This is a genomic window from Streptomyces sp. NPDC005752, from assembly GCF_040630715.1.
GTDB lineage: Bacteria > Actinomycetota > Actinomycetes > Streptomycetales > Streptomycetaceae > Streptomyces.
The window spans coordinates 32865-44821 of record NZ_JBEXYB010000031.1 but is presented as its reverse complement, the minus strand read 5'-3'; the positions used below and the strand labels follow the sequence as shown (position 1 = coordinate 44821).

Genomic DNA, 11957 nt, shown 5'->3' with positions numbered 1-11957 from the left:
TCCTGCGGGGGATTGCCGGGGGCTGCCAGGAGGGTGCGGCGGTCGAGGAAGATGCCGTAGACGTGTCCGGTGCGCATCGACTCGCACTGGATGTGGTGTCGGACGCGCTGGAAGGGCGGCACGGCCCGGACCTGGAGGCCCAGGTCTTCGCGCAGGAACGCCTCGAAGCTAGAAAGGTGGAGCGGCAGACCGTACTCGCGCCTACAAGCTCATGGCAGACATCGGACTCCGCCAGGTGCGTCTCCACGACGCGCGTGCATCGTGCTTTACCCACCTGGCCAACAATGGGGTGCCGGATCACCTACTGGCACGATGGGCGGGGCACACCACGTGAAGATCACCAAGCGCTGGTACGTGAGGCCGGACGTAGAGGATCTTCGTGGAGCTGCTACGACATGGGGCGGTCTTCACAGTGCTCAGGAGGGCGGTGTGTGAGACGGCTGTGAGACGTGGGAGCGTGTGAGTGTGAGCGAGACAGGCAACAAGACGTTGAAGTACCAGGTAGATGGGCCAGAGGACGCACCCGTGCTGGTGCTGGGGCCCTCACTCGGTACCACATGGCACATGTGGGACCGCCAGATACCCGAGCTTTCCAAGCACTGGAGGATCTTCCGCTACGACCTGCCGGGGCACGGCGGAGCGCCCGCCCGCCCTGCCGCCGCAGTCACCGACCTCGCCGACCGGCTCCTCGCCACGCTGGACAGCGTCGGCGTGCAGCGCTTCGGCTACGCGGGCTGCTCCATAGGCGGTGCCGTCGGTGCCGACCTCGCGCTGCGCCACCCGCACCGGGTCGCCGCCCTGGCGCTCGTCGCCGCGTCACCACGCTTCGGTACCGCCGACGAATTCCGGCAGCGCGGAGTGATCGTCCGTACCAACGGCCTGGAGCCGATCGCCCGTACCTCCCCGGAACGCTGGTTCACGCCCGGCTTCGCCGCCGCCCAGCCGGCCATCGTCGAGTGGGCCGTCCAGATGGTCCGCACCACCGACCCCGGATGCTACATCGCGTCGTGCGAGGCCCTGGCCGCCTTCGACATCCGTACGGAACTGCCCCGCATCGGGGTACCGACCCTCGTGCTGGTCGGTGCCGAGGACAAGGTCACCGGTCCTGCCGAGGCCCGCACCCTGGTCGCGGGCATCCCGGACGCCCGGCTGGCCCTCGTTCCCGGGGCCTCCCACCTGGCACCGGTCGAGCAGCCGGCCGCCGTCACCGACCTGCTGCTGATGCACTTCTCGACCGCTTGGCAGGACACCCAGGCGTCGATCCCCGTACCGCCGCTCCCCGGCTTCGCCGCCCCGTTCGCCCCGGTCGTCCCCGTCGCGGAGATCGCCGCCGCGGCCGAGCTGCCCGACGTTTCGCCGACGGGGCGCAGTGACCGGTACGACCAGGGGATGAAGGTCCGGCGCGAGGTGCTGGGCGATGCCCACGTGGACGCCGCCGCAGCCGCCTCCGACGGCTTCACCGAGGACTTCGAGGAGCTCCTCACCCGCTACGCCTGGGGAGAGATCTGGAGCAGGGAGGGTCTCGACCGCAGAGCCCGCAGCTGTGTCTCGCTCACCGCGATCGTCGCGTCCGGACACCTGGGCGGCCTCGCCCAGCACGTCAGAGCGGCGCTGCGCAACGGGCTCACACCCGTCGAGATCAAAGAGGTGCTGCTCCAGACCGCCGTCTACTGCGGCACCCCGGCGGCGGGCGCAGCGTTCGAGATCGCCCGGTCCGTGATCCAGGAGGAAACGACCCCGCCCGCGTAGCAGTATGGGGGCATGAACGCTTCCTCTCTGACACTCACCAAGAAGACCCACTCGTGCGTCCGTCTGGAGCGGAACGGGCAGTCGCTCGTCATCGACCCCGGCGGCTTCACCGAGGACGACGCCGCGGTCGGTGCCGACGCGATCCTGGTGACGCACGAACACCCCGACCACTTCAACGAGGCGCGGCTGCGCGCCGCGTTGGAGTCCAACCCCGCCGCACGCGTCTGGACACTGCGCAGCGTGGCCGAGCAGGTGTCGGCCGCGTTCCCGGGGCGCGTGCACACAGTGGGCCACGGCGACACGTTCACCGCCGCGGGGCTCGAGGTCCAGGTGCACGGCGAGCTGCACGCGGTGATCCATCCGGATATCCCGAGGATCACCAACATCGGTTTCCTCGTTGACGGTTCGGTCTTCCACCCGGGCGACGCCCTCACGGTGCCCGACCAGCCCGTGGACACGCTGATGCTGCCGGTCATGGCCCCCTGGAGCAAGCTGTCCGAGGTCATCGACTACGTGCGCGAGGTGAAGCCGCGCCGCGCCATCGACATCCACGACGCGCTGCTCACCGACCTCGCCCGTCCGATCTACGACAGTCAGATCGGAGCCCTGGGCGGAACGGACCACGGCCGGCTGGCCCCGGGTGACGAGACCCGCCTCTGACCCCCGCTGTCAGTGGGAGCGGTTAGGTTGACTGCATGCGCATCGCCACGTGGAACGTCAATTCGATCACCGCCCGGCTTCCGAGGCTCCTGGCCTGGCTGGAGAGCAGCGGCACCGACGTGCTGTGCATCCAGGAGACCAAATGCACCCTGGAGCAGTTCCCCGCCGAAGCGCTGCGAGAGGTGGGTTACGAGTCGGCGGTCAACGCCACGGGCCGGTGGAACGGCGTCGCGCTGCTCTCCCGCGTCGGGGTGACCGACGTCGTGACGGGCCTGCCCGACGGTCCGGACTACGAGGGGGTGCAGGAGCCGAGGGCGATCTCGGCGACCTGCGGGGGCGCCCGCGTCTGGTCCGTGTACGTCCCCAACGGCCGCGAGGTCGACCACGACCACTACGCCTACAAGCTGCGCTGGCTGGAGGCCCTGCGGAACGCGGTCGCCACGGACGCGGCGGGGACGCTGCCGTTCGCCGTCCTCGGCGACTTCAACATCGCCCCGGCCGACGAGGACGTCTGGGACCCGGAGCAGTTCGTGGGCGCCACACATGTCACGCCCGCCGAGCGGGCGGCGCTCGCCACCCTGCGCGGGACAGGGCTTTCCGACGTGGTGCCGCGCCCCCTCAAGTACGACCACCCCTACACCTACTGGGACTACCGCCAGCTCAGCTTTCCCAAGAACAAGGGCATGCGCATCGACCTCGTCTACGGCAACGCCCCCTTCGCGGCGGCGGTCAAGGACAGCTACGTCGACCGTGAGGAGCGCAAGGGCAAGGGCGCATCCGACCACGCCCCGGTGGTCGTGGACCTCGAGGTCTGACGGCGCCGTAAGGAACGCCGGACCTCGGCTGTCGGTGTGCCGCGCCGGCCGCACCTCAAGGCATGGGCGGCTGACGTCCAGGGGTGTCAACTCAAGGTTGACGCCTCTGGAGTGTCAACCTAGGGTTGCCTCATGACGAAGCCGCTGCGCGCCAATCCGCCCATCCGTCTCGACGACCTGATCGACGCGATCAAGGAGACCCACACAGACACGCTGGAGCAGCTGTCCGGAGCCGTGGTCGCCGCGGATCACCTGGGCGAGATCGCCGACCACCTCATCGGCCACTTCGTGGACCAGGCGCGCCGCTCCGGTGCGTCGTGGACGGACATCGGCCGGAGTATGGGTGTCACCCGGCAGGCCGCTCAGAAGAGGTTCGTACCCAAGACGCCCGGTGAGGCCTCGGACCTGGATCCGAGCCAGGGATTCGGTCAGTTCGACACGCAGGCCAGGAACGCCGTCATGGGTGCGAACAACGAGGCCCACGCCGCCCGCAACGACGAGGTGGGGGTGCAGCACCTGGTCCTGGGTCTCCTGGCTGAGCCGGACTCCCTCGGCGCCCAGGTGATCGAAGGGCAGGGGGTCCCGCTGGAGGCCGTCCGGGAGGCGGCGGCACTCGCGCTGCCGGCCGCGGCCGGCGAGGTACCGGAGCTGATCCCGTACGACGCCGGGGCCCGCAAGGTGCTGGAGCTCACCTTCCGGGAGGCGCTGCGACTCGGTCACCCCTTCGTCGGGACAGGGCACATCGTTCTGGCCGTGCTGGAATACGAAGGGGGTGCGGGCGTCCTGTCGGGTCTGGGCATCGACAAGGACGTGGCATCGTCCGACGTCGCCGCCGCGGTCGCCGCCGCGACGGAGGGCGCGACGCCGGACGCCGAAGGCTGAAGCGGCCGTCCGGCGCCCGGCGCGGAGAATGTCCGCGCCGGGCGCCGGATCACCTCAGTGCACCGAGAACCCGCCGTCGACGAAGAGCGACTGCCCGGTGACGTACGCGGAGGCGGCGCTCGCCAGGAACACCGCGGCACCCGCGAAGTCCCCGGCCAGTCCGTTGCGTCCCACCATCGTGCGTGCGGCCAGTGCCGCCACCCGCTCCGGGTCGGACGACAGCTGCTCGTTGAGCGGTGTCATCACGAACCCCGGCACCAGCGTGTTGCAGGTGACACCGTGCGGCGACCAGGCCTCGGCCTGCGAACGGGCCAGTGACTCCAGCGCGCCCTTGGAGACGCCGTACGCCCCGCTCCGTACGAACGCCCGGTGCGCCTGCTGGGACGTGATGTGGATGATCCGCCCGAAGCCGCGCTCGGCCATGCCGGGGCCGAACCTGCGGCCCAGCAGGTAAGGCGCCTTGAGGTTCACCGTCATCGTGGTGTCCCACACGTCCTCGTCGAGCTCACTCATCGGCGGACGGAGATTGACGCCCGCGCAGTTGACGAGGATGTCCGGCTCACCGAACGCGGCCACCGCCCCGTCACCGGCCGCACGCACGCCCTCGGCGGTCCCGAGGTCGGCGCTCACCCAGGCCGCCCGGCAGCCGTCGGCGTCGAGTTCGCCGACGGTGCGTACCAGTTCCGCCTCCCTGCGCGCCACGACCACCACGCTCGCTCCGGCGTGCGCGAGTGCCCCCGTGATGGCCCGGCCGATGCCGGAAGTGCCACCGGTCACCACGGCGACCCGGCCTTCCAGCGAGAAGAGTTCGGAAAGATAGTTCTGGGACGTCATGCTCGTACCCTAGATGCGTGACCAGGCCATGTCCGGGGGAGGTACCGGAACCGGCACGGTTGCGCGCCCTGCGATGCGGAAGGCGTCAGGGATGGGATCCTGGTGGCATGAACATCCCTTTTCTGGACAACTGGCGTAAGCGCCAGGGCGGTACACGGGAGATGGCTCTCGCGGCCGCCGTCGAGACCGATCCGGACGGCGTCGCCGAGCTGTTCGCGGAATGTGAGCTGCTGCGCGCCCGGGCAGGGCAGTGCGGCCTCGAGCTCGACGACAGTCCCGTCTCGTTGTCCGCGCTCGACCAACTGCCGCCCATCTGGCGCGACGACCCGGAGGAGCTGCCCTGGGTGGGCAACGACGCCGGGCTCTACCTCGGCACCGTGCTGGTCCGGACCGTCCCCGGAGCCGCCTGGGACATCCTGGCGGGTGGAAGGCCGGTCGTGCGGCTGACTTCGGGGCGCGAGATCGATGTGGTCGCCGCAGGTCTCGACTGGGCGATGTCGGGCAGCCCCGAGCTCTCCGAGATGTACGCGGAGTCCGCGGAGAGCGGCCCCGAGGCCAAAACGCGATAAACAGCCTTATGCTCCGCCGGTGCGTGTCGGCCCCGAAGTGCGTGTCCACCCCGGATAGTTTGCGCTGACTTCGACACAAGCGATAAGTGGGTAGGGCAGCGTATGGCCGTCGATCCGTTGATCGAACTGCGGGACGTCAACAAGTACTTCGGGAAGTTGCACGTACTTCAGGACATCAATCTCACCGTCGGCCGCGGGGAGGTGGTGGTGGTCATCGGCCCCTCCGGATCGGGTAAATCAACGCTCTGCCGGACCATCAACCGACTCGAGACGATCGAGTCCGGGCACATCGCCATCGACGGCAAGCCGCTTCCCGAGGAGGGGAAGGGACTCGCCGAGCTCCGGGCCGAAGTGGGCATGGTCTTCCAGTCGTTCAACCTGTTCGCCCACAAGACCGTGCTGGCGAACGTCTCGCTCGCCCAGCTCAAGGTCCGCAAGCGCAAGAAGGACGAGGCCGACCAGCGCTCCCGGGAGCTGCTGGAGCGCGTCGGGCTCGCCTCGCAGGCCGACAAGCTTCCCGCGCAGCTCTCCGGCGGTCAGCAGCAGCGCGTGGCCATCGCCCGCGCCCTCGCCATGGACCCCAAGGCACTCCTCTTCGACGAGCCCACCTCGGCGCTCGACCCCGAGATGATCAACGAGGTCCTCGAGGTCATGCAGCAGCTCGCCCGAGAGGGCATGACCATGGTGGTCGTCACCCACGAGATGGGCTTCGCCCGGTCCGCCGCCAACCGCGTCGTCTTCATGTCCGACGGATGCATCATCGAGGACCGCACTCCGGAGGACTTCTTCACCTCACCGGAGAGCGACCGCGCCAAGGACTTCCTGTCCAAGATCCTCAAGCACTGACAGGAGGCACCGTTGTGCGTACGAGGAACATCGCGGCCGTGCTGGTCTGCCTCCTGATCGCCGCGCTCTCCGCCGGCTGCGGCAGGGAGGGCAGCCCCCCGGTCAAGGGGCCGAAGGCCGAGGAGCTGCCCCAGTACAAGGTCGACACAGGCTTCGAACTGCCGGAGTCGAAGACCTGGAAGAAGGCGAAGAAGCGTGGGTATCTCGTCGTCGGGGCCAAGGAGGACCAGCCCTACCTCGGGGAGAAGGACCCGGCCACCGGCGTCTACTCGGGCTTCGACATCGAGATCGCCCGCATGATGGCGGCCTCGCTCGGCTTCGAGCCGGAGACGATCCGCTTCCGGACCATCGCCTCCGCCAACCGGGAGACGGCACTCCAGAACGGACAGATCGACTACTACGTCGGCACCTACACGATCAACGACATGCGCAAGAAGCTCGTCGGCTTCGCCGGGCCGTACTACATGGCCGGACAGGGGCTGCTGGTGCGTACGGACGAGAACGACATCCAGGGGCCGCAGGACCTGGCCGGCAAGACCGTCTGCTCGGCTGCCGGTTCCACGCCGTACCAGCGCATCGCCGCCGACTACCCCGAGGCGGATCTCGTCGCGTACGACACCTATTCGATCTGCGTCGACAACCTGCTGACCTTCCAGGTCGACGCCGTGACCACGGACGACGCCATCCTGCTGGGATTCGCCGCAAAAGCGCCGGACGAGATGAAGGTGGTCGGCAAGCCCTTCTCGGAGGAGCCGTACGGCATCGGCGTCCCGCGCAGCGACAACGCGCTGCGTTTCGCGCTCGACGACGCACTCGAGGAGAACGAGAAGAACGGCAACTGGAAGAAGGCGTTCGAAGCGACTCTCGGCCTGTCCGGGGTACCCGCGCCGACACCGCCGCCCATCGACCGCTACCCGGCGAACTGAGGGGCGGGCCACCACCATGGACGTACTGACAGACAACTGGTCCCTCTACGGCAAGGGCTTCCTCGGCACCGTCGAACTCACCGTCTACGCCTCGATCCTGGCACTCGTACTCGGCTTCGTCATGGCGTCGTTCCGGGTCGCGCCCGTCGGCTCGCTCCGGGTCATCGGCACCGTGTGGGTGGCGGTGCTCCGCAACACCCCGCTGACGCTGCTGTTCTTCGCCGTGCTGCTGGGGCTGCCGCGCTTCGGCCTGGTCCTGCCCTTCCAGGTCTTCGCGGTCCTCGCCCTCGGCTGCTACACCTCGGCCTTCATCTGCGAGGCCCTGCGCTCCGGCATCAACACCGTGCCCACGGGTCAGGGTGAAGCAGCCCGGAGCCTCGGGATGTCCTTCGGACAGACGCTGGGCAACGTGGTGCTGCCACAGGCGTTCCGGTCGGTGATCCCCCCGGTGGGCTCGACACTCATCGCCCTCGCGAAGAACAGCGCGATCGCCGGGGCCTTCAGCGTCACCGAGCTGCTGGGCACCTACAAGACGCTCAACGAGCTCGGCTACAGCATCATCTGGTCCTTCGTCTGGATCGCCGTCGGATACCTGATCATCACCCTCGCCATCAGTGCGCTCTTCAACGTGTTGGAGAAGCGCTGGGGAGTCGCCCGATGACCCACGCCACCGCCTCCGCGACCGCGCTCTACGACATCCCTGGGCCGGTCACCCGCAAGCGGCACTTCCTCTACGGAATCCTCGCGACGGCCGTGATCCTCGCGCTGCTCGGATGGATCCTCTACCTGCTCTTCGACACCGACCAGTTCACCAGCGAGAAGTGGACGCCCTTCACGTACAAGGGCATTCAGGAGCTGCTGCTGCGCGGGCTGGGCAACACCCTGAAGGCCTTCGCCTACGCGGCGGTCCTCTCGCTGGCACTCGGAGCGCTGCTCGCCGTCGGGCGGCTCTCCGACCACAAGCCCGTGCGCTGGATCTCGACGCTGTTGGTCGAGTTCTTCCGGGCCATGCCCGTGCTGGTGATGATCTTCTTCGTCTTCGTCGCGCTGAAGGTCCAGCCTCTGCCGGCACTGGTGACCGGGCTGACCCTGTACAACGGGTCCGTGCTCGCGGAGGTCTTCCGTACGGGGATCAACTCCGTGGAACGGGGGCAGCGTGAGGCGGCGTTCGCGCTGGGCATGCGCAAGACACAGGTCACCACGCACGTCCTGGCCCCGCAGGCCGTCCGCGCGATGCTGCCCACCATCATCAGCCAGCTCGTCGTGGCACTCAAGGACACGTCGCTCGGCTATCTGATCACCTACGAGGAGTTCCTCCACGCGGGCAAGCTGATCGCGTCGAACCTGGACTACGATCTGCCGTTCATCCCCGTCGTGATGGTGATCTCGCCCATCTACATCGGCATGTGCATGCTGCTCTCCTGGTTCGCGACCTGGGTGGCGAAGAGACAGCGGCGCAACCCCAAGACGGAAGGGACGGGCGTCGCCGCCGCCGAACCGGGCACGCTGCTGCCGGGCCGTCCGCAGTAGCCTTCGGATGCTCCGCCCGGCAGCAGCCGGTGATCACTCCCCGCACCGCGGAACCGGTGCAGTACCGGGTCCGTGCCCGGTGCGGGAGAAGGTCAGCTGCGCGCCGGCCGGGACGCTGCCGATGCGATGAGGGCCGGCGAAGGGCACAGGGTGACATCCGGGAGCGCCGCACGCCGTGGGCATGGAGTCGGACTCCACGCTCACGGGGGGACGGCCGTCCGGGACCCGGCCCGTGGAGAGGTGAGGGGGCGGTCGCAGGGCAGTCCGCCGGAGCAGAGCGGCCCCGTGTCGTCCGAAGGGACGCACGGGGCCGCTCCGCTCCTTCCCGCACACGGGACGCGACGGAGGGCAGACCGGTGTGCCGTAGCCACGGCCCGGGGTGACGATCGTAGGATTCTTCCCGCGGCGGCGGCGAACGACCGCTGTCGCTGGGGGAGTTGTTGAAATGCGCTACGCCGACGGGCCCGGCACGCGTCGTGAGGTCCGGATCTGCGCGAGCCCTGAGCGCGTCTGGGGGGTACTGGCCGATGTCGAGGCCATGGCCGGGTGGAGTCCCGAGCTGATGGCAGTGGAATGGCAGGACGGCGCCACCTCGCCGGCGGCGGCGGCCCGCTACATCGGGCACAACGAGAATCCCGTGAACGGCCGTTGGCGAACCATTGCACATTTCACCGAGTTCGATCCCGTCCGGACCCTCACCTGGTGCGTCCTGGACGTCGACGGCCGCTACGGCGAGCCGGCCGAGGACCCGGATCGCCGGATGGCCACCTGGTCCTTCACGCTCGCCCCGGACGCCGACGGCGTCGTGCTGAGGCAGTCGGTCACGATCGGTCCCGGTCCCAGCGGAGTCAACGCCTACATCGAGCGCACGCCCGAGAAGGAGGAAGCGATCATCGCCTACCGCATCGGGGAGCTGGGCAAGGGCATGGACGCGACCCTCCAGGGCATCAAGAACGCTGCAGAGCAGCAGGACTGACGGCGCCGCCCGCCGGCACGTGGCGCCGCGGTGCCACGTGTCTCACCCGGTGGCCCGGTGCGACGTGCGGGGGCGGTGGGCAGCTGAGCCTGTGCCGCCCGTGTCACATCGCCGACCAGCTCGACGACATCGGGCCCGTACGCCTGGGAGTTGACCACTTTCAGGAGCAGCACGAAGGAGTTGTTGCGGTGCTTGCGCTGCGACTTCTCGTGGTTGCGCGTCAAATATCGCGATGCCGGCCTGGTTGGTGATGGCGCGCCGGCCGCAGAGAAGGAAGACGGGACGGGCGTCCTGGCCGCCCGTCAGCCACGCGAGCAGCACGTGCTCGGACGTTCCCGGCTCCAGCCGGTAGCGCTCCGAACCCACCTGGAAGGCCGGCCGGGCGGGACCCGGCTCGGGCCCGGTGTCGGCCTTCACGCCCGGCAGCAGGGACTGCAGGTGCGAGGCCGTGCGGCGGTTCGGACGCGTTCCCAAGGTCCCACCTTGAACTCGGCTTCGTGACAGGCGCCTGACCTGCGGAATCGCGAGGCTCCCGCTTCGGCGGGAACATGATCATAGGGCGCCGTCGGTGGGAGACAGTCCTGGTCAGCCTTCGACCCGTTGTCCTTGGCGGTGACGTGACGAGGCTACGCCGGCGCTGAGGCCGCTCCTGCAGGCCCGGCGGCCCCCTGCCGCTGCGCCGGAGCCTCACGCCTCGGTGAGAGTGGCGCTCACAAGGTGCGCCAGCGGCGGACGGAGTGGCCGTGGATGGTCAGCCAAGTGCCGTCGCCGAGAGCCAGCGGGTCGAGGCAGGTCGTGCCGGGGTAGTGGAGCTCGCCCACGGGCTGGAGTGACAGGGCGTCGAGGATGAGGTGTTGGGCGACGTCGGACCACTGCTCTTCGGCCACGGCTGCCAGGACGCGGGTTGTGTCCAGGAATCCCGGGCGGTGGCCGACGAAGCGCCTTCCTTCGGGGAGGACATCCTCCGCGTCTGCGCTGACGTCGGGGCGGCCGGCTTGGTAGAGGCCCAGCCATTCACCGCCGACGTCGAGCTTGAGGGCGGCGCTGCCAAGGTTCAGGCCGGCGAAGGGTTCATCCTCCAGCCCAACCGGCTCGGCATGGAGTGCGCCGGGTTCGACCCGGACGGCCAGGGAGTAGAAGGTGTCGCCTTGGGCGGCATCCAGGAGCAGTCGGCCGGGGTCTGTGAGCGACTGCTGGAAGATGTATCCGGCCGAGGCGGAAGGCAGCACCGTGTGGCTCACCGGCTTGCCGCTCTGGATGTCGAGGGCGAGGCAGAGGTCCCCCGCGTACGAGGCGTTCCTTGTGGGGCCGGGGGCGGTGACCAGGAGCAGATGTCCGGTTCCATCCGGTGTACAGGCGCTCGAGGCGATCTGGGGGTCGTCCCAGGTGTCGAGTGGGTGTGTCCAGCGCACGCGGCCGTCCGCGTCGTACGCCGTCACGAGTCCGGCCGTTGTCACGGCAAGGCCGCCGTCGGGGAGTGGGGAGGTGAAGCCGGGGCCTTGCGGGCGCGGCGAGGGCCAGCGGCGTTGCTGGGCGAAGACGCGGGAGGTGTTCGTGTCGACGTGCCCGACCAGGATCTGGCCGTCGGATTCGCTCACCAGCCAGCAGGCGCCGTTGCGAACCAGAAAGCCGTCGTTGCGTCCCAGGGCCTCGCCGACGTTCGGCAGTTCGTCCTCGGCGAGCAGTTCGGCGGCAAGGGGCGTGTATTCCATGTGGTCTGTCTACCCTGGTGAGTGTCGTGCTGGCCCTTGGGCAGGGGCACCAGCCCCATTGACTTGGCCAGCTTGACCTGCGCAGGTGTGAGCTTGCTCATGCTGGTTCCCGAAACGAAGGTGGTCGGCCCCTCGGGAGTCTCGGCGTGGATGATGGCGACGACCTGCTTCTGGCGTGCTTGTCCCTCAGGAAGCACATTGTTGAGCTTTGTCGCGAGGTCCAGCATGGTGTCCATGCACGGCGCGAGTCCCATGGGGTCGGCCGTGGTGGACGGGGCGTGCACGTATCCGGCCGGGTTGGCCGCGGGGGCCAGGCCGAGTGGGTCCGGTGTGACGTAGCGGCCGGCCTCGGGGTCGTAGTGACGGAGTAGTTGTAGTGGAGCCCGGTCTCTGGGTCGGCGTACTGGCCGGGGAACCGGAGCGGTGTATACGCAGTGGCTGTGCGGCTCCATGCGGTG

13 protein-coding genes and 1 pseudogene are annotated in these 11957 nt (G+C 68.9%); 10 read left to right on the top strand and 4 right to left on the bottom strand.

The window, feature by feature from the left end:
• The first annotated feature begins 465 nt into the window (after nt 1–465).
• The 4 genes from ABZ441_RS24665 to ABZ441_RS24650 all read left to right on the top strand — a co-directional run bounded on the left by ABZ441_RS24665 (nt 466) and on the right by ABZ441_RS24650 (nt 4106).
• The gene (locus ABZ441_RS24665; protein WP_358977923.1) at nt 466–1749 is read left to right on the top strand and encodes an alpha/beta fold hydrolase; all 1284 of its coding nucleotides are present in this window, start codon (nt 466–468) and stop codon (nt 1747–1749) included.
• Nucleotides 1750–1761: 12 nt separating this feature from the next.
• On the top strand, nt 1762–2409 hold the full coding sequence (locus tag ABZ441_RS24660; protein WP_358977920.1) for an MBL fold metallo-hydrolase: 648 nt from the start codon (nt 1762–1764) through the stop codon (nt 2407–2409).
• Between the two features lie 35 nt (nt 2410–2444).
• On the top strand, nt 2445–3224 hold the full coding sequence (locus tag ABZ441_RS24655; RefSeq protein ID WP_358977917.1) for an exodeoxyribonuclease III: 780 nt from the start codon (nt 2445–2447) through the stop codon (nt 3222–3224).
• 132 nt (nt 3225–3356) lie between these two features.
• The gene (locus tag ABZ441_RS24650) at nt 3357–4106 is read left to right on the top strand and encodes a Clp protease N-terminal domain-containing protein (protein ID WP_358977915.1); all 750 of its coding nucleotides are present in this window, start codon (nt 3357–3359) and stop codon (nt 4104–4106) included.
• 54 nt (nt 4107–4160) lie between these two features.
• Here ABZ441_RS24650 and ABZ441_RS24645 read toward each other — a convergent pair whose 3' ends face one another.
• Complete coding sequence (locus tag ABZ441_RS24645) at nt 4161–4940, bottom strand: SDR family oxidoreductase (RefSeq protein ID WP_358977913.1); 780 nt, start codon at nt 4938–4940, stop codon at nt 4161–4163.
• Between the two features lie 107 nt (nt 4941–5047).
• Between ABZ441_RS24645 and ABZ441_RS24640 the strand changes: the two genes are divergently transcribed.
• The 6 genes from ABZ441_RS24640 (at nt 5048) to ABZ441_RS24615 (ending at nt 9787) form a co-directional block, all read left to right on the top strand.
• Nucleotides 5048–5509, top strand: coding sequence for a DUF6278 family protein (locus ABZ441_RS24640; protein WP_358977911.1), 462 nt, complete (start codon nt 5048–5050; stop codon nt 5507–5509).
• A 102-nt stretch (nt 5510–5611) separates the two neighbouring features.
• On the top strand, nt 5612–6355 hold the full coding sequence (locus ABZ441_RS24635; protein WP_358977909.1) for an amino acid ABC transporter ATP-binding protein: 744 nt from the start codon (nt 5612–5614) through the stop codon (nt 6353–6355).
• A gap of 14 nt (nt 6356–6369) precedes the next feature.
• On the top strand, nt 6370–7281 hold the full coding sequence (locus ABZ441_RS24630; RefSeq protein ID WP_358977907.1) for a glutamate ABC transporter substrate-binding protein: 912 nt from the start codon (nt 6370–6372) through the stop codon (nt 7279–7281).
• 16 nt (nt 7282–7297) lie between these two features.
• A complete protein-coding gene (locus tag ABZ441_RS24625; RefSeq protein ID WP_358977905.1) occupies nt 7298–7942 on the top strand; it encodes an amino acid ABC transporter permease in 645 nt (214 codons plus the stop codon).
• Nucleotides 7939–8811: an amino acid ABC transporter permease gene (locus tag ABZ441_RS24620; RefSeq protein WP_358977903.1), complete on the top strand. Its 873-nt coding sequence runs from the start codon at nt 7939–7941 to the stop codon at nt 8809–8811. The genes ABZ441_RS24625 and ABZ441_RS24620 overlap by 4 nt, the downstream gene beginning before the upstream one ends.
• 445 nt (nt 8812–9256) lie before the next feature.
• Nucleotides 9257–9787, top strand: a complete 531-nt coding sequence (locus ABZ441_RS24615; RefSeq protein WP_358977901.1) for an SRPBCC family protein — start codon at nt 9257–9259, stop codon at nt 9785–9787.
• Between the two features lie 68 nt (nt 9788–9855).
• Here the strand turns inward: ABZ441_RS24615 and ABZ441_RS24610 are convergent.
• The 3 genes and pseudogenes from ABZ441_RS24610 to ABZ441_RS24600 all read right to left on the bottom strand — a co-directional run.
• Nucleotides 9856–10246 (bottom strand): annotated as a pseudogene (locus ABZ441_RS24610) (hypothetical protein); the annotation flags it as partial.
• A 251-nt stretch (nt 10247–10497) separates the two neighbouring features.
• Nucleotides 10498–11499 carry a hypothetical protein gene (locus ABZ441_RS24605; RefSeq protein ID WP_358977899.1) on the bottom strand — a complete coding sequence of 334 codons (1002 nt, stop codon included), beginning with the start codon at nt 11497–11499 and terminating at the stop codon, nt 10498–10500.
• On the bottom strand, nt 11382–11951 hold the full coding sequence (locus tag ABZ441_RS24600) for an RHS repeat-associated core domain-containing protein (RefSeq protein ID WP_358977897.1): 570 nt from the start codon (nt 11949–11951) through the stop codon (nt 11382–11384). The genes ABZ441_RS24605 and ABZ441_RS24600 overlap by 118 nt, the downstream gene beginning before the upstream one ends.
• Nucleotides 11952–11957: the final 6 nt, after the last annotated feature.

What these genes read in the sequence shown, in the direction of transcription:
- ABZ441_RS24645 (WP_358977913.1), bottom strand. Translation starts at nt 4,940, where the DNA reads ATGACGTCCCAGAACTATCTTTCCGAACTCTTCTCGCTGGAAGGCCGG.
- ABZ441_RS24635 (WP_358977909.1), top strand. Translation starts at nt 5,612, where the DNA reads ATGGCCGTCGATCCGTTGATCGAACTGCGGGACGTCAACAAGTACTTC.
- ABZ441_RS24660 (WP_358977920.1), top strand. Translation starts at nt 1,762, where the DNA reads ATGAACGCTTCCTCTCTGACACTCACCAAGAAGACCCACTCGTGCGTC.
- ABZ441_RS24620 (WP_358977903.1), top strand. Translation starts at nt 7,939, where the DNA reads ATGACCCACGCCACCGCCTCCGCGACCGCGCTCTACGACATCCCTGGG.
- ABZ441_RS24625 (WP_358977905.1), top strand. Translation starts at nt 7,298, where the DNA reads ATGGACGTACTGACAGACAACTGGTCCCTCTACGGCAAGGGCTTCCTC.
- ABZ441_RS24650 (WP_358977915.1), top strand. Translation starts at nt 3,357, where the DNA reads ATGACGAAGCCGCTGCGCGCCAATCCGCCCATCCGTCTCGACGACCTG.
- ABZ441_RS24640 (WP_358977911.1), top strand. Translation starts at nt 5,048, where the DNA reads ATGAACATCCCTTTTCTGGACAACTGGCGTAAGCGCCAGGGCGGTACA.
- ABZ441_RS24605 (WP_358977899.1), bottom strand. Translation starts at nt 11,499, where the DNA reads ATGGAATACACGCCCCTTGCCGCCGAACTGCTCGCCGAGGACGAACTG.
- ABZ441_RS24600 (WP_358977897.1), bottom strand. Translation starts at nt 11,951, where the DNA reads ATGGAGCCGCACAGCCACTGCGTATACACCGCTCCGGTTCCCCGGCCA.
- ABZ441_RS24615 (WP_358977901.1), top strand. Translation starts at nt 9,257, where the DNA reads ATGCGCTACGCCGACGGGCCCGGCACGCGTCGTGAGGTCCGGATCTGC.
- ABZ441_RS24655 (WP_358977917.1), top strand. Translation starts at nt 2,445, where the DNA reads ATGCGCATCGCCACGTGGAACGTCAATTCGATCACCGCCCGGCTTCCG.